At 70.0% G+C, this 18,397-nt stretch carries 20 protein-coding genes; 8 read left to right on the forward strand and 12 right to left on the reverse strand.

Annotated features, from left to right (window positions below):
- Positions 1-389 precede the first annotated feature (389 nt).
- Complete coding sequence (locus tag ACFYNU_RS12695) at positions 390-1,031, reverse strand: DNA-3-methyladenine glycosylase (RefSeq protein ID WP_356597137.1); 642 nt, start codon at positions 1,029-1,031, stop codon at positions 390-392.
- A 75-nt stretch (positions 1,032-1,106) separates the two neighbouring features.
- Between ACFYNU_RS12695 and ACFYNU_RS12700 the strand changes: the two genes are divergently transcribed.
- The 3 genes from ACFYNU_RS12700 (at position 1,107) to ACFYNU_RS12710 (ending at position 3,217) form a co-directional block, all read left to right on the forward strand.
- Positions 1,107-1,889, forward strand: a complete 783-nt coding sequence (locus tag ACFYNU_RS12700) for a sporulation protein (protein WP_356597135.1) — start codon at positions 1,107-1,109, stop codon at positions 1,887-1,889.
- Positions 1,890-1,975: 86 nt separating this feature from the next.
- Positions 1,976-2,515 carry a YbhB/YbcL family Raf kinase inhibitor-like protein gene (locus ACFYNU_RS12705; protein WP_356597133.1) on the forward strand — a complete coding sequence of 180 codons (540 nt, stop codon included), beginning with the start codon at positions 1,976-1,978 and terminating at the stop codon, positions 2,513-2,515.
- A gap of 189 nt (positions 2,516-2,704) precedes the next feature.
- Entirely contained in the window at positions 2,705-3,217 is a 513-nt protein-coding gene (locus tag ACFYNU_RS12710; protein WP_356597131.1) for an HNH endonuclease, read from the forward strand.
- A gap of 123 nt (positions 3,218-3,340) precedes the next feature.
- Here the strand turns inward: ACFYNU_RS12710 and ACFYNU_RS12715 are convergent, their stop codons facing one another.
- The 4 genes from ACFYNU_RS12715 to ACFYNU_RS12730 form a co-directional block, all read right to left on the reverse strand.
- On the reverse strand, positions 3,341-4,108 hold the full coding sequence (locus tag ACFYNU_RS12715; RefSeq protein ID WP_356597129.1) for a sulfite exporter TauE/SafE family protein: 768 nt from the start codon (positions 4,106-4,108) through the stop codon (positions 3,341-3,343).
- A 129-nt stretch (positions 4,109-4,237) separates the two neighbouring features.
- Positions 4,238-5,167: an SPFH domain-containing protein gene (locus ACFYNU_RS12720; RefSeq protein ID WP_023542647.1), complete on the reverse strand. Its 930-nt coding sequence runs from the start codon at positions 5,165-5,167 to the stop codon at positions 4,238-4,240.
- Positions 5,168-5,303: 136 nt separating this feature from the next.
- A complete protein-coding gene (locus ACFYNU_RS12725; protein WP_356597127.1) occupies positions 5,304-5,732 on the reverse strand; it encodes an NfeD family protein in 429 nt (142 codons plus the stop codon).
- A 60-nt stretch (positions 5,733-5,792) separates the two neighbouring features.
- Positions 5,793-6,584, reverse strand: coding sequence for an ABC transporter ATP-binding protein (locus ACFYNU_RS12730; RefSeq protein WP_356597125.1), 792 nt, complete (start codon positions 6,582-6,584; stop codon positions 5,793-5,795).
- A gap of 124 nt (positions 6,585-6,708) precedes the next feature.
- Here ACFYNU_RS12730 and ACFYNU_RS12735 point away from each other — a divergent pair, with 124 nt between their 5' ends.
- Positions 6,709-7,497 (forward strand): hypothetical protein, encoded by a 789-nt coding sequence (locus ACFYNU_RS12735; RefSeq protein ID WP_356597123.1) that lies wholly within the window; start codon positions 6,709-6,711, stop codon positions 7,495-7,497.
- A 104-nt stretch (positions 7,498-7,601) separates the two neighbouring features.
- On the opposite strand, the gene ACFYNU_RS12740 is transcribed toward ACFYNU_RS12735, so the two are convergent.
- From ACFYNU_RS12740 to ACFYNU_RS12750, 3 genes are all read right to left on the reverse strand, one after another.
- Positions 7,602-7,853 carry a chaplin gene (locus ACFYNU_RS12740; protein ID WP_356597121.1) on the reverse strand — a complete coding sequence of 84 codons (252 nt, stop codon included), beginning with the start codon at positions 7,851-7,853 and terminating at the stop codon, positions 7,602-7,604.
- Positions 7,854-8,002: 149 nt separating this feature from the next.
- Positions 8,003-8,650, reverse strand: a complete 648-nt coding sequence (locus ACFYNU_RS12745) for a response regulator transcription factor (protein WP_023542642.1) — start codon at positions 8,648-8,650, stop codon at positions 8,003-8,005.
- Positions 8,643-9,788: a GAF domain-containing sensor histidine kinase gene (locus tag ACFYNU_RS12750; RefSeq protein ID WP_356597118.1), complete on the reverse strand. Its 1,146-nt coding sequence runs from the start codon at positions 9,786-9,788 to the stop codon at positions 8,643-8,645. The genes ACFYNU_RS12745 and ACFYNU_RS12750 overlap by 8 nt, the downstream gene beginning before the upstream one ends.
- A gap of 386 nt (positions 9,789-10,174) precedes the next feature.
- On the opposite strand from ACFYNU_RS12750, the gene ACFYNU_RS12755 reads away from it, so the two are divergent.
- The 3 genes from ACFYNU_RS12755 to ACFYNU_RS12765 all read left to right on the forward strand — a co-directional run bounded on the left by ACFYNU_RS12755 (position 10,175) and on the right by ACFYNU_RS12765 (position 12,965).
- Positions 10,175-10,876 carry an SDR family NAD(P)-dependent oxidoreductase gene (locus tag ACFYNU_RS12755; RefSeq protein WP_356597116.1) on the forward strand — a complete coding sequence of 234 codons (702 nt, stop codon included), beginning with the start codon at positions 10,175-10,177 and terminating at the stop codon, positions 10,874-10,876.
- Positions 10,876-11,988 carry an S-adenosylmethionine:tRNA ribosyltransferase-isomerase gene (locus tag ACFYNU_RS12760; RefSeq protein WP_356597114.1) on the forward strand — a complete coding sequence of 371 codons (1,113 nt, stop codon included), beginning with the start codon at positions 10,876-10,878 and terminating at the stop codon, positions 11,986-11,988. Before ACFYNU_RS12755 ends, ACFYNU_RS12760 begins: the two co-directional genes overlap by 1 nt.
- Before the next feature lie 260 nt (positions 11,989-12,248).
- Positions 12,249-12,965 (forward strand): transglycosylase SLT domain-containing protein, encoded by a 717-nt coding sequence (locus ACFYNU_RS12765; RefSeq protein WP_356597112.1) that lies wholly within the window; start codon positions 12,249-12,251, stop codon positions 12,963-12,965.
- A 96-nt stretch (positions 12,966-13,061) separates the two neighbouring features.
- On the opposite strand, the gene ACFYNU_RS12770 is transcribed toward ACFYNU_RS12765, so the two are convergent.
- A complete protein-coding gene (locus ACFYNU_RS12770) occupies positions 13,062-15,644 on the reverse strand; it encodes an FHA domain-containing protein (protein ID WP_356597110.1) in 2,583 nt (860 codons plus the stop codon).
- A 308-nt stretch (positions 15,645-15,952) separates the two neighbouring features.
- Here ACFYNU_RS12770 and serB point away from each other — a divergent pair, with 308 nt between their 5' ends.
- Positions 15,953-17,194, forward strand: a complete 1,242-nt coding sequence (gene serB / locus ACFYNU_RS12775; protein ID WP_356597108.1) for a phosphoserine phosphatase SerB — start codon at positions 15,953-15,955, stop codon at positions 17,192-17,194.
- A gap of 97 nt (positions 17,195-17,291) precedes the next feature.
- On the opposite strand, the gene ACFYNU_RS12780 is transcribed toward serB, so the two are convergent.
- The 3 genes from ACFYNU_RS12780 to ACFYNU_RS12790 all read right to left on the reverse strand — a co-directional run bounded on the left by ACFYNU_RS12780 (position 17,292) and on the right by ACFYNU_RS12790 (position 18,390).
- Complete coding sequence (locus ACFYNU_RS12780) at positions 17,292-17,810, reverse strand: histidine phosphatase family protein (RefSeq protein ID WP_356597107.1); 519 nt, start codon at positions 17,808-17,810, stop codon at positions 17,292-17,294.
- A gap of 86 nt (positions 17,811-17,896) precedes the next feature.
- Positions 17,897-18,103 carry a hypothetical protein gene (locus ACFYNU_RS12785; RefSeq protein ID WP_356597105.1) on the reverse strand — a complete coding sequence of 69 codons (207 nt, stop codon included), beginning with the start codon at positions 18,101-18,103 and terminating at the stop codon, positions 17,897-17,899.
- Positions 18,104-18,273: 170 nt separating this feature from the next.
- Positions 18,274-18,390, reverse strand: a complete 117-nt coding sequence (locus ACFYNU_RS12790; protein WP_023542633.1) for an SGM_5486 family transporter-associated protein — start codon at positions 18,388-18,390, stop codon at positions 18,274-18,276.
- Positions 18,391-18,397 lie beyond the last annotated feature (7 nt).

An 18,397-nucleotide genomic window follows, 5' to 3' on the forward strand; every position in this document is an offset into this window, starting at 1 on the left:
ATATCTGGCGTTGACTTTTGGCACGCTGTTGAGTTCTCAAGGAACGGACGCTTCCTTTGGTCCCGTTTCCGGGTCCCTCCGGGCTTCCCTTCGGTTCTTGCTGTGTTGCTGTCTTGCGTTTCCGACTCTATCAGAACCTTTCGGCGCCTGATTCCCAGTCAGCGGGACCGCTTTCAGTTATCCGCTTTCGCGTTTCCCTTTCGGCGTGTCCACTACGTTAACCGATTCCCCGGGCGACTCATAATCGAGTCGGCCAGTTCAGATTTCGGCATGCCGAAATAGAACCCGTCAGGGGCAAATCGTAGGTAGTGGGTGGCCACTGCGGGCTGCTGAAGAGCAAGACCCGTTGAAAGCGGCTCGGACTACATTAGGGGGCGCGACCCGGCGCGTCAAGTTGTCCGGCGGCGGGGAGTGTGGGCGCGGTACGGGCTCACCGTGGGGTCGCCGTCGATCCAGAATCGCCACGGGTGCGGGGCGCCGTCGCCGCCGACTCCGGTGCGAGGACCGTTGCGTACCAGGTCACTTGGGGGTGGCGTGCCCGTGAGGACGGACAGGGGCGCGTCGTCGCCGGAGCAGACGTCCGTGCCGTTCAGCGCGCGGTCGATGTCCAGGCCGGTGGCCAACCGGGCCGGTCCTTTGGCCAGTTCCTTGTCGTTGCGGGCCGAGAGCCGTCGTTTCCGTACCTGCTCCGCGCCCGCCAGGATCTCCCCGGCGCGCAGCAGTACCCCGCTCGCGTGGCCCACCGGGCCGCACACCATGTTGAGGCAGTGCCACATGCCGTACGTGAAGTAGACGTACGCGTGGCCGGGCGGGCCGAACATCACGTCGTTCCGGGCCGTACGGCCGCGGAAGGCGTGGGAGCCGGGGTCGATGTCGCCCGCGTACGCCTCCACTTCCGTGAGGCGCAGCTCTATGGTTCCTTCCGCCGTGCGGCGTACGAGGGTTCGGCCCAGCAGGTCCGGGGCGACTTCCAGTACGGGCCGGTCGAAGAAGTGGCGGGGCAACGGCGTACCGTCGGGGCGCTCGATCATGTCGTCCGAGCGTAGCGGGGGAACCGCCCGCGGTCGTGGCGCGTATGTAGAGGTCAGGATCTAGGAGGAGTGACTATGGGCTTCAAGAGGCTGCTCGCGAGCATGGGTGCCGGCGGTGCGTCCGTCGAGACCGAGCTGACCGAGCAGAACGTCGTGCCGGGCGGAGTCGTCCAGGGCGAGGTGCGCATCCAGGGCGGGTCGGTCGACCAGCAGATCGAGGGGCTGTCCGTCGGTCTTCAGGCGCGCGTCGAGGTCGAGGGCGGTGACCAGGAGGTCAAGCAGGACCTGGAGTTCGTGAAGCAGCGTCTCGGTGGCGCCTTCGAGGTCAAGGCCGGCGCGGTGCACGTGGTGCCCTTCGGTCTGGAGATCCCGTGGGAGACCCCGGTGACGAGCATCGCCGGGCAGCAGCTGCACGGCATGAACATCGGTGTGACGACGGAGCTGGAGATCGCCCGCGCGCTGGACTCCGGCGACCTGGACCCGATCAACGTCCACCCGCTGCCGGCGCAGCAGGCCATCCTGGATGCCTTCATCAGCCTGGACTTCCGCTTCAAGAGCGCGGACATGGAGCGTGGGCACATCCGCGGGACGCGTCAGCGGCTGCCGTTCTACCAGGAGATCGAGTTCGTGCCGCCGCAGCGCTACCGCGGGCTGAACCAGGTCGAGCTGACGTTCGTCGCGGACGACCGTGAGATGGACGTCATTCTGGAGATGGACAAGAAGCCGGGGCTGTTCAGCGAGGGCAGTGACTCCTTCCGCGCGTTCAAGGTCGGTCTGCACGACTTCCAGGGCACCGACTGGGCCGCCTACCTCAACCAGTGGATCGCCGACGTCGGCGGACGTCGTAACTGGGCCTGAGGTCTGACGGCGCTAGTGTCGACTGCGGAAGGCCGCCGGGTCCCGTGGGGCCCCGGCGGCACGCAGCCGAATCCGGAGGTTCTGTAGTGACCGAGGCGAAGAGGGCTCCACTCCCTCATGACTTCCTTCCGCCGGTGCCGTCCTTCACCGTGGTGAGCGACGACATCGCGCCCGGTGCGGTCCTGAAGGACGCCCAGGTCTTCGCGGCGGGGAACACCTCGCCGCATCTGCGGTGGGAGGGATTCCCCGCGGAGACGAAGAGCTTCGCCGTGACCTGCTTCGACCCGGACGCGCCGACCGGCAGCGGATTCTGGCACTGGGTGGTGTTCGACATTCCGGCGTCGGTCACCGAGCTTCCGGTGGGGGCGGGTTCCGGTTCGTTCGTGGGGCTGCCCGAGGGTGCCGTGCAGGCTCGTAGCGACTACGGGTCGAAGGGGTTCGGGGGCGCCGCTCCCCCGGTGGGTGATCCGGCGCACCGTTATGTGTTCACGGTGTACGCGGTGGACAGCGACACGCTGGGCCCGGACTCGGACGCCTCGCCCGCGTATGTCGGCTTCAATCTGCGGTTCCACACGCTCGCGCGTGCGCAGCTCATCGGTGAGTACACCGCTCCGGCGGAAAGCTGACCGTTCAGCTGTTGTTTGCCCTGCCCTGGTCTTGGAGAGATCAGAGCAGGGCATTTTTTCGTTGCGGGGGTTATTGGGGTCGTCCCCGGAACTCGGATCGGCGGATATTGCGTTGTCCATCTCGGCGCGCCCGGCCAGAGTTGATCCCAGCCCGCCGTCCGGCGGGGCGGCACACGGGAGGTGGGCGGGATGCGGGACACGCTGGTACTGAATGCGAGCTTCGAGCCGCTGTCGACGGTGACACTCAACCGAGCGGTGGTGCTGGTCCTCCAGGACAAGGCTGTCGTCGAGCAGTCCCACCCGGCGCTGCGGGTGCGTGCGGCGGCGGTGGATCTTCCGGTGCCGCGGGTGATCAGGCTCTGCCGGTATGTACGGGTGCCCTTCCGAAGACAGGCGCCGTGGTCGAGACGTGGTGTGCTGGTGCGTGACCAGCACCGGTGCGCGTACTGCGGTCGGCGCGCGACGACCGTGGACCATGTGGTGCCGCGGTCGCGTGGCGGTGCGGACAGCTGGCTCAATACGGTCGCCTCGTGTGCCGAGGACAATCACCGCAAGGCCGACCGGACGCCGGAGCAGGCGGGAATGCCGCTGCTTTACGAGCCGTTCGTGCCGTCTCCGGCCGACGCGATGCTGTTGGCGCTGCGGGCCGGTGAGCGGTCGACGCTGCCGCAGTGGCTCGCGGGGGTCGGTACGGCCGCGTAGGGCCTTGTCGCGCTTTGGGGGTCTTACTTAGTCGTGCCGGTCGTGCCGGCCGCCGGGCAGCCCGTCTCCGTACGTCGGAGGCGGGCTTCGTCGTGTACGGGCGCGGGTGCGGGTGCGGGTGCTTCAGCGGGTGACCAGCTGGACGACGGCCACGGTGCCGACGACCACGATCAGGCCGCGCATCACGGTGGGTGAGAGCCGCCGGCCGACCTTCGCGCCCAACTGGCCGCCGATCGCGGAGCCGACGGCGATGAGCACGACCGCCGTCCAGTCGAAGTGCGCCACGAAGAGGAAGAAGATCGCCGCGATGGTGTTGACGATGGCGGCGAGGACATTCTTGACGGCGTTGAGGCGCTGCATCTCCTCGTCGATCAGCATGCCCATGAGGGACATGTAGATGATCCCCTGGGCCGCCGTGAAGTAGCCGCCGTAGACGCTGGCGGCCAGTACGCCGCCGAAGAGCAGCGGTCCGCCGTCGGTCTTCGTGGCGACGCCCCGGCGGTCGCGGTGGCGCCGGACGGTCTTGGCGAGCCGGGGCTGGAGGATCACCAGGACGAGGGCGAGGCTCACCAGGATCGGCACGATCGTCTCGAAGGCGGTCGAGGGCAGTGAGACGAGCAGGATCGCTCCGCCGAGTCCGCCGCAGACGGAGGCGGTGCCCAGGCGGAGGACACGGCGGCGCTGTCCGGTGAGTTCCGCGCGGTAGCCGATGGCTCCGCTGACGGCGCCCGGTATCAGGCCGAGCGCGTTGGAGACGGTGGCGGTGACGGGTGGCAGGCCGGTTGCCAGCAGCACCGGGAACGTGATCAACGTCCCTGATCCGACGATGGCGTTGATGGTGCCGGCGCAGGTGCCCGCGACGAAGACGGCGAGCATCTCCCAGATGGTCACGCAGCACGTCCCTCGGTGATCGGTGGTGTTAGCACCGATCATGCCCGACGGGAAGCCCTGTCCCGTACGACGGGTGTGCGTCGTACGGGACCACGCGTGGCGTCCCGCGTACGGGACAGGGGGAGCCGGTCAGTCGAGCGGCGGCTGCTGGCGCCTGTCCTTGCCGGTGTTGAAGCCCGGTACGCCTGCGCCGAGGTTGTCGAACGCGCCGCTGAGTCCCTTGAGCGCGTCGCCGATCTCGCTGGGCACGATCCAGAGCTTGTTGGCGTCGCCCTCGGCGATCTTGGGGAGCATCTGGAGGTACTGGTAGGCGAGCAGCTTCTGGTCGGGGTCTCCGGCGTGGATGGACTCGAAGACGGTACGGATCGCCTGGGCCTCGCCCTCGGCGCGCAGGGCGGCGGCCTTGGCCTCACCCTCGGCGCGCAGGATCGCGGACTGCTTCTCGCCCTCGGCGGTGAGGATCGCCGATTGCCGGATGCCCTCGGCGGTGAGGATCGCGGCGCGCTTGTCGCGGTCGGCGCGCATCTGCTTCTCCATCGAGTCCTGGATGGAGGTGGGCGGTTCGATGGCCTTGAGCTCGACGCGGTTGACGCGGATGCCCCACTTGCCGGTGGCCTCGTCGAGGACGCCGCGCAGGGCCGCGTTGATCTCCTCGCGGGAGGTGAGGGTCCGTTCCAGGTCCATGCCGCCGATGATGTTGCGCAGCGTGGTGACGGTGAGCTGTTCGATCGCCTGGATGTAGCTGGCGACCTCGTACGTCGCGGCGCGGGCGTCGGTGACCTGGTAATAGATGACCGTGTCGATGTTGACGACCAGGTTGTCCTGGGTGATCACCGGTTGGGGCGGGAAGGGGACGACCTGTTCGCGGAGGTCGATGCGGTTGCGGATCGAGTCGATGAACGGGACCACGATGTTCAGGCCGGCGTTGAGCGTGCGGGTGTAGCGCCCGAAGCGCTCCACGATGGCGGCGCTCGCCTGTGGAATGACCTGGATCGTCTTGATCAGGGCGATGAATACAAGCACCACCAGGATGACCAGGACGATGATGATTGATGGCATCGCGTTCCTACTGCCCTTCGCTGCCGGACTGCCGGACTGTCAGATGATCTAGTTTCGCAGAACACGCCTGTGTGTGCGGGGCGTTCGGCCTGGTTGGCTCAGTTCGCACGGCGTGCGCGGGCGCCCGGCGGAGCGTTCACATCACCACCGCGGTCGCGCCGTCGATGTCGGCGACGTCGACCTTCTCCCCCGGTTCAAAGGTCTGTTCGGCGTCGAGCGACCGTGCCGACCAGATCTCTCCGGCCAGTTTGATCCGGCCGCCGCTGCCGTCGACACGTTCCACGACGACGGCCTGACGCCCTTTCAGGGCGTCGATTCCCGTGGCCAGCCGGGGAGTTCGGGCGCCCTGTCTGGCGGCCAGGGGCCGTACGACGGCGATGAGCGCGACCGACACCCCCACGAAGACAAGGACTTGCGCCACGATTCCGCCACCGAGTGCCGCGACGACGGCACCGGCCACCGCACCCGCGGAGAACATCCCGAATTCGGGCATCGCCGTCAGGACGAGCGGAATTCCCAGTCCTACGGCGGCGATCAGCCACCACACCCACGCGTCGATTTCCACATCATCATGGTAGGGCGGCGGGTCGGGTCCCGACAGGGGTGCGATCAGGTCATCCGGTGGTCAGCGCAGCGGCAGACCGCGGGCCGACCAGCGTTCGTTGGCCTGCTCGACGACGAGCGGGAGGCCGAAGCAGAGCGAGAGGTTACGGGACGTCAGCTCGGTCTCCATGGGGCCGGCCGCGAGGACCTTGCCCTGACGGATCATGAGGACATGGGTGAAGCCGGGGGCGATCTCCTCGACATGGTGGGTGACCATGATCATGGAGGGGGCGTACGGGTCCCTGGCGAGCCGGCCGAGTCGGCGTACGAGATCCTCACGGCCGCCGAGGTCGAGACCGGCGGCGGGCTCGTCGAGCAGCAGCAGTTCGGGGTCGGTCATCATGGCGCGGGCGATCAGGGTGCGCTTGCGCTCGCCCTCGGAGAGGGTGCCGAACCTGCGGTCCAGGTACTCGGTCATGCCGAGCCGGTCGAGGAAGGCGCGGGCGCGCTGTTCGTCGACCTCGTCGTAGTTCTCGTGCCAGGTGGCGGTCATGCCGTAGGCGGCGGTGAGGACCGTCTGGAGCACGGTCTGGCGCTTGGGCAGCTTCTCGGCCATGGCGACGCCCGCGATGCCGATGCGGGGGCGCAGCTCGAAGACGTCGACCTTGCCGAGCTTGTCGCCGAGGATCTTCACCTTGCCGGTGGAGGGGAAGAGATAGCTGGAGGCGAGGTTGAGGAGGGTCGTCTTGCCGGCGCCGTTGGGGCCGAGGATCACCCAGCGTTCGCCTTCCTTGACGGACCAGGAGACATCGTCCACCAGAGCGCGTCCGTCGCGGACCACGGATACGTCCACCAGCTCCAGTACATCGCTCATGAGCGCGTTGTCTCCCCATGCAGTCTTGAGATCTGGCATGCGCCTGTGGGCGCAGCTCCACAGGGAAAACCTACGCCACCGGTCCGGCGGTCAACTCCTTAGGTCCGTTCCCTAGGCTGGGGCCATGCTTTCCGAACCACGCTCAGGACTGTTGGCGGCCTGGGGAAATGCCCTCCTTGCCGGTTTCGTATCGCCGGACGACGCGGCTCTCGCGATCGTCGGGCCGGACGCGGTGCACCGGGTGGCGGGGCTGCCGGGTGAGCCGGGGCCGGTGGGGCTGACGCTGGCGCTCGGCCGGCTGCGCGCGCTGGGGGTGAGCGGGTTCCGGGTGGCGCTTCCGGCGCCGGGCCATCCGCTGGGGCTCAGCGGGCCGCCGGACTTCAACGCCCGCGCGCTGGAGGCCGAGGAGGCCGTGGTCGCGTCGGGGGCGCCGTACGGGCTGGTGCCGGAGGTGTCCTCGGCGGGACCCGAGGGCGACCTTCATGTGGAGGTGCTCTGGCACTGTCTGCCGGTGCGCGAGGCGCCGCCGGCGGACGTGCCGTCGCTGGGTGAGGCGGAGCGGGAGCTGGCAGAGGCGCTGCGGGACGCGACGGAGGTGCTGTCGCGGCTGGACGTCGCGGCGTCGGGGCCGGTGGCCGAGGCGGCGCTGGACGCGTACCGGGCGCGGGCGGAGGGGGGCCGGGAGGTGCTGGCGCCGGGCTACCCGCCGCGCGCCGTACGGGTGCTGGAGCTGGCGCAGCGGGTGGGGCTGCTGGTCGACCTGGCGCGGGAGCACGGGCACGGCGGGGCGGTGAGCGCGTCGGAGATGGCGGCGCGGGGCGAGGCGCTGCGGCCGGTGGAGCGGGTGTCGCGGCGGGCGCAGGTGGCGGCGTACAACGCGTATGTGGAGGAATTGGAGCGCGGGCCGCGCTGAGCGGGGGGCCGCCGGGGTGCGGCGCGGGATGTGAGCAACGGCACGGCCCCGGTGCCCGTCGTCAAGGACGGGCACCGGGGCCGCGGGGCCTGGCAGGCGGTGGATCAGGGGTTCAGGCCGAGGTTCCCGAACGCCGGGTTGAGGACGCCGATCACATTGACGGTGTTGCCGACCGCGTTCACGGGGACGTGCACCGGGACCTGGACCAGGTTGCCGGAGCCGACGCCCGGCGAGTGCACGGCCTGGCCCTCGGCCGCGGCGTGCGGGCCGCCGGTGGCGAAGGCGGCGCCGGAACCGGCGGCGACGAGGCCACCGGCGATCATCGTGAGGGCAGCGGCCTTCTTAAGGTTGTTCATTTTCAAGATCCTCCATCGCAAGGACCGCGGCGGTAATCCGCGGCACGTCATGGAGAACGCCCGGACGCCGTCGGGGATACGCCGTGTGGGGGACATACACCCGACGGTATGAATCTCAGATCGGAATACGACGCTCCGGATCGACCCTCTCAGCCCGTGATCCCGTGCCGTACGGCCCACAGGGCGGCCTGCGTGCGGTCCGCGAGATCCAGTTTCATCAGGATGTTCGAGACATGCGTCTTGACGGTCTTCTCGGAGAGGACCAGCGCGCGGGCGATCTCCCGGTTGGAGCGGCCGTCCGCGATCAGGGTGAGCACCTCGCGCTCCCGGTCGGTGAGCGACGATCCCCTGCCGTGTCCCGCGCCCGGGTCGTCCTGGGCCAGCAGGGCGCCCGCCACCTCCGGCTGGAGCAGGACATGGCCGGCGTGCACGGAGCGGATGGCGCCGGCCAGCGCCTCCGGGTCGACGTCCTTGTACACGTAACCGGCGGCCCCGGCGCGCAGCGCGGGCACCACCGTGCGCTGCTCGGTGAAGCTCGTCACGATCAGCACCTTGGCCGGGTTGGCGAGTTCGCGGAGCTTGCGCAGCGCCTCGATGCCGTCGGTGCCCGGCATCTTGATGTCCATCAGGACGACGTCCGGGCGCAGCTCCTCCGCGCCGGCCACCCCCTCGTCGCCGTCGGACGCCTCGCCCACGACCTCTATGTCGTCCTGGATCTCCAGGAAGGTGCGCAGACCCCGGCGGACCACCTGGTGGTCGTCCACCAGCAGCACACGGATCTTCTTGTCGTCAGCCACCGGGCACTTCCATCTCGATCGTGGTGCCCTGTCCGGGCGCCGATTGCACGGTGAGCCTGCCGCCCACTCCGCTCGACCTGTCCCGCATCGAGACGAGTCCGAGATGGCGGCCGGCCCTGCGGACCGTTCGCGGTTCGAAGCCCTTGCCGCTGTCGGTGACGCTGAGGACCGCGCCCTGGCCCCGGGGGGCGATGGTCACATCGACCCGGTCCGCGCCGGAGTGGCGCAGCGCGTTGTGGAGCGCTTCCTGGGCCACGCGCAGCATCGCCTCCTCCTGGGCGGCGGGCAGGGCCCGTACGCCGCAGCTGTCGAAGGTGACCCGCGCGGCGTGGGCGCGGTCGAGCACCTGGATATGGGTACGCAGGGTGTGGACCAGGCCGTCCTCGTCGAGGGCGGCGGGGCGCAGCTCGACGACGGCGGCGCGCAGTTCGTCGGCGGCCTCGGCGGCGAGGTCGGCGACCTGTTGCAGTTCGCCCTTGGCCCGTGCGGGGTCGCGGTCGATGAGGCTGGAGACGGCTTGGGCGGTCAGCCGCAGCGAGAAGAGTTTCTGGCTGACGGCGTCGTGGAGTTCGTGGGCGAGCCGGGAGCGTTCCTCGGCGATGGTCAGCTCGCGGCTGCGCTCGTACAGCCTGGCGTTGGTGAGGGCAATCGCCGCGTGCTGGGCGAGGATGCCGAGAAGTTCCTCGTCCTCCTCGGTGAATCCGCAGCCGCCGGCCGGCTTGGGGCAGCGCTTGTTCGCGAGGAAGAGGGTGCCGATCGTCTCGTCGCCGTCGCGGATGGGCAGGCCCAGGAAGTCGGACATGTCGGGGTGGGCGGCGGGCCAGCCGCCGAAGCGGGGGTCCTTCTTCACATCGGCGAGCCGCTCGGGCCGGGCGTCGTGCAGCATCGCCGCGAGGACGCCGTGCTGGCGCGGGAGGGGGCCGATGGCCTTCCACTGCGCGTCGCTGACGCCGTCGACCACGAACTGGGCGAAGCCGCCGTGGTCGTCCGGCACCCCGAGCGCCGCGTACTCGGCGTCGAGCAGTTCGCGGGCGGAGGCGACGATCGTCTTGAGGACGTCCCGCACTTCCAGATGCCGGCTCATCGCGAGAAGTGCGGTGCTCACGGCGGCCAGCCCGGAGCTGGGTCGATGGCTCATGGCCTCACGGTACCGGCGGGGCGGGGCGGGCCGGATCGGACCTGAGACGCAGTGGACGGGGGCGGACGGCCTAGGTCCTGTCCGGCGGATCATCGTGGATCGGCCCGGGGTGTCCGGTGCGGTGCGTCGCAAGGCGGAGGATCGGCCTCGTACCGGGCGTACTCGGGCGACTCCGACAACGCGGCGAGGCGCCGTGCCGGACGCCCCGGGCCCACGATGATCCGCCGGACAGGACCTAGGTCCATGTGCCTTCATGGGGCGGGACCCGCGGCTGATCCGGTGGGGACGTTGTCCTTTCTATGTTGAGGACAACCGGCCTCGGCTTCGAGGACAACGGCCCTCGAACGACGGCCGGGGCGGACGTGAGGCGAGAAGGAGCGGACGCCATGTCGGTAGCGATCATCACAGGGGCTTCCAAGGGACTGGGGCGCGCGCTGGGCACGGCCCTCGCGCGGGAGGGATGGGACCTGGTGCTCGACGCCAGGACCCCCGGCGCGCTGGCGGACGCCGCGGCGGAGATCCGGGAGCACGGGACCCGGGTGACGGCGGTGGCCGGGGATGTGACCGATCCCGCGCACCGTGCGGAGCTGGTCGCGGCGGCGGCCGGGCTCGGCGGGCTCGATCTGCTGGTGAGCAACGCGAGCGCGCTGGGGGCGGAGCCGCTGGTGCGGCTGGAGGCGCTGGCGCTGGAGGGGCTGCGGGCCGCGCTGGAGACCAATGTGGTGGCGGCGCTGGGGCTGGTGCAGGAGGCGCTGCCGCTGCTGCGGGCGGGCGGCGCGGGGACGGTGATCGCCGTCAGTTCGGACGCGGCGGCCGAGGCGTACGAGACCTGGGGCGGGTACGGGGCGTCCAAGGCCGCGCTCGACCAGCTGGCCGCCGTGCTCGCCGTCGAGGAGCCGGAGCTGCGCGTGTGGAGCGTCGACCCGGGCGACATGCGGACGGATCTGTACGCGGCGGCGGTGCCGGACGACGGTGACGGCGACGCGCGGCCGGATCCCCGGTCCGTGGTGCCGGGCTTCCTGCGCCTGTTGCGGCGGCGGCCGACGAGCGGCCGTTACTCGGCGGCCTCGTTGCTGGAGGTGGCCTGATGACCGGGGCGACCGTGCGGCGGACGGGGCTGGAGGGGCTGCGGGTGCCGGAGGCGCTCTCCGCGCGGGTGCCGGCCGAGCAGCGCGGCGCGGGGCGGGACGACGTACGGCTGCTGGTGTCGCGCGGCACGGAGGTCTCGCACCACGCCTTCCGGGAGCTGGCGGGGCAGCTGCGGGCCGGGGACGTGCTCGTGGTGAACACGTCGCGGACGCTGCCGGCGGCGGTCGACGGGCGGCTCGGGGGTGAGCGGCTGGTCGTCCACTTCTCCACGCGCGGGGACGACGGCCGGTGGGCGGTGGAGCTCCGGACGCCGGGCACGCGCGCGGGTACGGGGACGTCGGCCCGCGCCGGGGGTCCGGCCGGGGCGGTCGTACGGCTGCCGGGCGGCGGGCACCTCGTACTGGAGGAGCGGCTGGATCCGGCGGGCACCCGGCTGTGGTGGGCGCGGATCGCCGGCGGGGACGTGGCGGGGCTGCTGCGCCGGCATGGCCGGCCCATCCGCTACGGGTACACGGAGCGGGACCAGCCGCTCTCGGCGTATCAGACGGTCTTCGCGCTCCCCTCCCCCGACGGGTCGGGTTCGGCGGAGATGCCGAGCGCGGGCCGTCCCTTCACGGCCCCGCTGGTGGCGGAGCTGGTGAGCCGGGGCGTGCAGTTCGCGCCGATCAGGCTGGACACGGGGGTGGCGTCGGCGGAGGCGCACGAGCCGCCGTACCCGGAGCGCTTCGAGGTCCCGGCGACGACGGCCCGGCTGGTGAACGCCGCCGTGGCGGGCGGCGGGCGGATCGTCGCCGTCGGGACGACGGCCGTACGGGCGCTGGAGTCGGCGGCCGGTCCCGGCGGGACGGTACGGGCGGCGGCGGGCTGGACGGATCTGGTGGTCACGCCCGGGCGCGGGGTGCGGGTCGTCGACGGGCTGCTGACCGGGCTGCACGAGCCCGAGGCCTCGCATCTGCTGATGCTGGAGGCGATCGCCGGACGAGGGCCGCTGGAGCGCGCCTATACCGAGGCCGTACGGCATCTCTACCTCTGGCACGAGTTCGGCGACGTCCACCTCGTCCTCCCGGATGAGACCGCTCACTCTCCGAGTTGCGCCAGCAACTTCCGGTAAAACGGACACCCCCCGAATGTGACGCCGCACATAGGACCCAGATCACTTACGAAGGTACGTAGTGGACATAACGACGGGTGTAAGCATGGCGTGAATGGGTAGCGAGGTGTCCTCTTTGGACCCCTTTCAACTACCAAGGGTCGTACGTCCCACCTTTGCCAAGGGTTTTTGCTGCCGCTAAGAATTGCAGCCGTCGCCGCCAAGAAGGCATCTGGCCGACCGGCCTCCGCGACGCCCCGCTATTCGAAGAGGTATGTCGTATGACCGCGTCCAGCACCCCTGGCAACCGTCTGAAGAAGAGCCACAAGCTCTCGATCGCCGGCGTGACAGTCGTCGCCGCCGCGGCCGTCTCACTCTCCCTGGTCCCCGGCAACGCGTCCGCCGACGCCGAGAGCAAGGCGGTGGCCGGATCCACCTCCACCGCCCCGGTGGCGTTCAGCGATACCACCGGCAAGAGCCAGGCTTCCTCCGTCCAGGAGAGCCTCACCAAGCAGCACTCCCTCGCCGACCGCGTCGCGGAGATTCACGCGAAGCAGGAGGCGTCCGCGAAGGCGAAGGCCAAGGCCGACGCCAAGGAGACGGCAGCCGCGAAGGCGAAGAAGCGCGCGGCCGAGAAGTCCAAGGCCAGCCGCTCCGCCGACCGCAAGCCCACCTACGCGAACAACCTGAACGGATGGATCAAGGAAGCTCTGTCCATCATGAAGAAGGAGAAGATCCCCGGCACGTACGAGGGTCTGCACCGCAACATCATGCGCGAGTCCAGTGGTAACCCGCGTGCGATCAACAACTGGGACATCAACGCCAAGAACGGCGTCCCGTCGATCGGCCTGCTCCAGGTCATCAAGCCGACCTTCGACGCGTACCACGTCAAGGGCACGCCCAAGAGCCAGTACCACCCGGTCGCCAACCTCGTCGCCGCGGCCAACTACGCCGCCGACCGGTACGGCTCGATCGACAACGTCGACAGCGCCTACTGAGCCGCTGCACGACCACACGTACGCACAGACGCCGGTGGGCGGCACCCCGTGAAAGGGGTGCCGCCCACCGGCGGCGTGCGTCGTGCGGGGACCGCGTTACTTACGCATGACCTCCGGCTCGTGGCGGCGCAGCAGCCGCGCCACCGCGAACCCGCACAGGACACCGAGGAAGAGCAGGACCGTGAGGTTGAGGCCCCACTGCCCGACCGAGTGGTCCCAGAGCGGGTCCAGGTCGTTCGGGCTCTTCGGCTCCCACGGCGGCATCAGATGCGCCAGGTCGAGGGTCGAGCCGGTACCGGCGATCGCCCAGCGCGAGGGCATCAGCCAGGCGAACTGCTCCAGACCGGGCGAACCGTAGATCTGGAAGAGCGTGCCGGTGAAGACGACCTGCACGATCGCGAACATGACCAGCAGCGGCATGGTCTTCTCGGCGGTCTTGACCAGCGAGGAGATCACCAGACCGAACATCATCGACGTGAAGCCCAGCGCGATGATCACGATGCACATCTCGACGGCCGGCGGCATGAGCAGACCCTCGTCGGGCAGCGCGCGCGGCGCGAAGCCGATGCCGCACAGGATCACGCCCTGGAAGGCCGTGATCACACCGAGCACGATGACCTTGGACATCAGATACGCGGAGCGGGAGAGGCCGGTGGCCCGTTCCCGTTCGTAGATCACCCGTTCCTTGATCAGTTCGCGTACGGAGTTGGCCGCGCCGGAGAAGCACATGCCGACCGCGAGGATCAGCAGGATCGTCCCGGCCTTGCCGTTGAATCTGGCCGGCGGATCGGGCGGGCCCAGTCCGAACTCCGCCGGGATCACGACGCTCACCACGCCGAGGACGGCGGGCAGGATCACCATCAGACCGAGGAAGCCCCGGTCGGAGGCGATCACCGAGGAGTAGCGGCGGATCAGGGTCCAGAGCTGGGAGCCCCAGCTCTGCGGCTTCGGCGGGCGCATCTGCTGCGCCGGCGGCATATGGACCGACTGCGCGGCGACGGCGTCGATGTCGGCGGCGTACATCTGGTAGTGCTGCGAGCCGCGCCAGCGGCCCGCCCAGTCGTAGTCGCGGTAGTTCTCGAACGCCGAGAAGACATCGGCCCAGGTGGTGTAGCCGAAGAAGTTGAGCGCCTCCTCCGGCGGTCCGAAGTACGCGACCGAGCCGCCGGGCGCCATCACGAGCAGCTTGTCGCAGATCGCCAGCTCGGCCACCGAGTGCGTGACGACCAGGACGGTACGGCCGTCGTCGGCGAGGCCGCGCAGCAACTGCATGACGTCGCGGTCCATGCCCGGGTCGAGACCCGAGGTCGGCTCGTCCAGGAAGATCAGCGACGGCTTGGTCAGCAGTTCGAGGGCGACGGAGACACGCTTGCGCTGGCCGCCGGAGAGCGAGGTGACCCGCTTCTCCTTGTGGATGTCGAGCTTCAGTTCGCGCAGCACCTCGTCGATACGGGCCTCGCGCTCGGACTCGGCGGTGTCACCGGGGAACCGGAGCTTGGCGGCGTACTTGAGCGCCTTCCGTACGGTCAGCTCCTTGTGCAGGATGTCGTCCTGCGGGACCAGACCGATGCGCTGGCGCAGCTCGGCGAACTGCTTGTACAGATTCCTGTTGTCGTACAGGACATCGCCCTCGTTGGCGGGCCGGTAGCCGGTGAGCGCCTTGAGGAGCGTGGACTTGCCGGAGCCCGAGGGGCCGATGACCGCGATGAGCGACTTCTCGGGAACGCCGAAGGAGACGTCCTTGAGGATCTGCTTGCCGCCGTCGACCGTCACCGTGAGATGGCGGGCCGAGAAGGAGACCTCGCCGGTGTCGACGAATTCCTCGAGCCGGTCGCCGACGAGGCGGAAGGTCGAGTGACCGACGCCGACGATGTCGTTCGGGCCGATGAGCGCCGTACCGGACTTGGCCATCGGCTGGCCGTTGACGTACGTGCCGTTGTGGGATCCGAGGTCGCGGATCTGGTAGCGGCCGTCCGGTGTCGAGGTGAACTCGGCGTGCAGCCGGGAGACCTGGAGGTCGGAGACGACCAGTTCGTTCTCCAGCGCACGGCCGATGCGCATCACCCGGCCGACGGCCAGCTGATGGAAGGTGGTCGGGCTGCGGTCCCCGTACACCGGCGGCGCCCCCGCCGCGCCACCCGTGCCGGGACCGCCATGACCGCCGTGGCCGCCGGGTCCGCCCACACCGGGGCCCCCCGGCCCTCCGTGCTGCTGCGGTACGTAGCCGTGCTGCTGTTGGTGCTGGGGCGGCTGCTGTTGCGGTGGCGGCCAGCCCTGTTGCTGGGGCGGCTGCTGCTGGGGGGCCCAGCCGGGACCGCCCTGCGGCTGCGGCTGAGCGGGCGCGTGCTGCGGCTGCGCGTGCTGGGCCTGCTGGGGCGGTGCGCCCTGTGCCTTGTAGGCACCGGCCGCCGCGCCGCTGAGATTCAGCCGCGGTCCGTCGGTCGCGTTGCCGAGCCGTACGGCGCTGCCGGGACCGATTTCCATCTGGTGGATCCGCTGGCCCTGCACATAGGTGCCGTTGGTGCTGCCGTGATCCTCGATCACCCAACCGCGGCCCCCCCAGCTGACGGTGGCGTGACGCCACGAGACCCGGGCGTCGTCGATCACCAGGTCGCCCTGCGGATCACGTCCCACGCTGTACGACCTGGACTGGTCGAGCGTCCAGGTCCTTCCATTCATTTCAAGTACGAGTTCCGGCACTCCATGCCCCACTGGTTGTCCCCCGGGTTACTCCCCATCACGGGGAGTCTAGGGATGGCGAACATCGGGGGGAACTATTTCAGGCCCGCCCCCTTATATGAAAGTCAGGCCTCGGTGAAGACCGCAAAAGCCGCCTTCGAGGCGCGGCGAAACGTAAGTGAACGGGCTCAAATCCCGCAAGCGGGACGGGCCCGAGGGGTACGCGCCCGGCTGCCTCCACGAACAGCTGTCCGGTACGCGGGACGCCCGGTCGCCCCACCCGCCCCTCCCGATACGGTGGGAACACCATGAGCGCATCGCAGCCCCGTCACACCGCTGACGCCGCACCCACGCTTCTCGTCAAGATCTTCGGCAAGGACCGCCCGGGGATCACCGCAGGCCTCTTCGACACCCTCGCCGCCTACTCGCTCGACGTCATAGACATCGAGCAGGTCGTCACCCGTGGCCGTATCGTCCTGTGCGCCCTCGTCACGTCGCCGGAGGCCGGCGGCGCCGAGGGTGAGCTGCGCGCGACCGTCCACAGCTGGGCCGAGTCGCTGAAGCTCCAGGCCGAGATCATCTCCGGCACCGGCGACAACAGGCCGCGCGGCAGCGGCCGTTCCCATGTCACCGTGCTCGGGCATCCGCTGTCCGCCGAGTCGACGGCGGCGATCGCCGCCCGCATCACCTCGACGGGCGGGAACATCGACCGTATCTTCCGGCTGGCCAAGTACCCGGTCACGGCGGTGGAGTTCGCCGTGTCGGGCACGGAGACCGAACCGCTGCGCACCGCGCTGGCGACCGAGGCCGCCGAGATCGGCGTCGATGTGGCTGTCGTCTCGGCCGGGCTGCACCACCGGGCGCAGCGCCTGGTCGTCATGGACGTCGACTCGACGCTCATCCAGGACGAGGTCATCGAGCTGTTCGCGGCGCACGCGGGCTGCGAGGAGCAGGTCGCCGAGGTGACGGCCAGGGCCATGGCGGGCGAGCTGGACTTCGAGCAGTCGCTGCACGCGCGCGTGGCGCTGCTGGCCGGGCTCGACGCGTCGGTGGTGGACAAGGTGCGCGCGGAGGTACGGCTGACGCCAGGCGCCCGCACCCTGATCCGTACGCTCAAGCGGCTCGGGTACCAAGTGGGCGTCGTGTCCGGCGGGTTCACCCAGGTGACCGACGGGCTGAAGGACCAGCTCGGACTGGACTTCGCCTCGGCGAACACGCTGGAGATAGTGGACGGGAAGCTCACCGGCCGGGTCGTGGGCGAGATCGTCGACCGGGCGGGCAAGGCCCGGCTGCTGAGGCGATTCGCCGCCGAGGCCGGGGTGCCGCTGTCGCAGACGGTGGCCATCGGCGACGGGGCCAACGACCTGGACATGCTGAACGCGGCGGGGCTGGGGGTCGCGTTCAACGCGAAGCCGGTGGTCCGCAGGGCGGCGGACACGGCGGTGAACGTGCCGTTCCTGGACACGGTGCTGTATCTGCTGGGGATCACGCGCGAAGAGGTCGAAGAGGTGGAGGCGGCGGAAGCGACGGAAGCGGCGCCGCCCGTCTGACCGCCCCCGAGAGACGACGGAGCCCCGGCACGCACACCGTGCCGGGGCTTCGTCGGTAGGTGCCGGGCTCACTCGCCGGCGAAGACGGGGGCGGTGGTCAGTCGTGCGGGGCCCAGTATTCGAGCAGCGTGCCCACATCGGGCTCCACGGTCTTCCAGGTGCCGGTGAAACCGATCACGGCGAACGCCGAGGTCGGGAACGCGCTCGCGGTCAGCCGGCCCAGGGCGTCGCCCTCGGCGCGGGCCGAGAGGGCGTCGGCGAGGGCGTGCATGCCGGGGTTGTGGCCGATCAGCAGGAGGTCGTTCACCTCGTCCGGCGTCTCGGTGAGCAGCGCCAGGAGATCGCCGAGCGTGGCGTCGTACAACCGGTCCTCGTAGACGGTCCGGGGCCGCTGCGGCAGTTCGTGCACGGCGAGCTTCCAGGTCTCGCGCGTACGGGCCGCCGTCGAGCAGAGAGCCAGGTCGAAGGCGATACCGGTCTCCCCGAGCCGCCGACCGGCGACCGGGGCGTCCGCGCGGCCTCGCTCGGCGAGCGGCCTCTCGTGGTCGGCCACGTCGGGCCAGTCGGCCTTCGCGTGCCGGAGTAGGACAATCCTGCGGGGTGATTCGACGCTCATGCATCCCAGCTTCGCACGAAATGCGCCGTCAGGCGCGGGGTGTTGACGGGTCGCCCGCCCGGGTGACCGGGGCGGTCGCCGGCCCGCTACCGGGCGAGGGTCTGCTGGATCCGGATCACCACTTGCCCGACACCGGGGTCACCGGCGGACGCGGCGGCCTGGCCGGGACCGGCCATCAGCAGGAGCAGCGCGGCGAACGCGACGGCCGGGAGCACGACGGCCCACCAGGGCAGACGGATGTCGACGGCGTCGGGGGACGGCTGGTGGGACCGGGTGTGCGTAGGGGCCGCCATGGCCGCCTCCGTAGGTCTGCGGTTGAGGTACCTCAAAGCTACGGATCACCGACCGCGCCGCCCATCCGGAGACCCACCCACTCGACCCTGACCCTGGCCCCCTAGGGGATGGTGGTGCCAGCACCACCCCGGCCGCCCGGAGGCGGACCGAGCCCTCAATAGGGAGGCGCTCAGGGGGAGGCGATCGAGGCGATGACGGCGATCACCACCATGATGCCGATGATCGTGCCGAACATCAGCAGCAGTTTCTTCTGGCCGTTCTGGGGATTCGGATCAAGGACTGGCATGCGCCCA

The organism is Streptomyces sp. NPDC006643 (assembly GCF_042870175.1).
Lineage (GTDB): Bacteria > Actinomycetota > Actinomycetes > Streptomycetales > Streptomycetaceae > Streptomyces.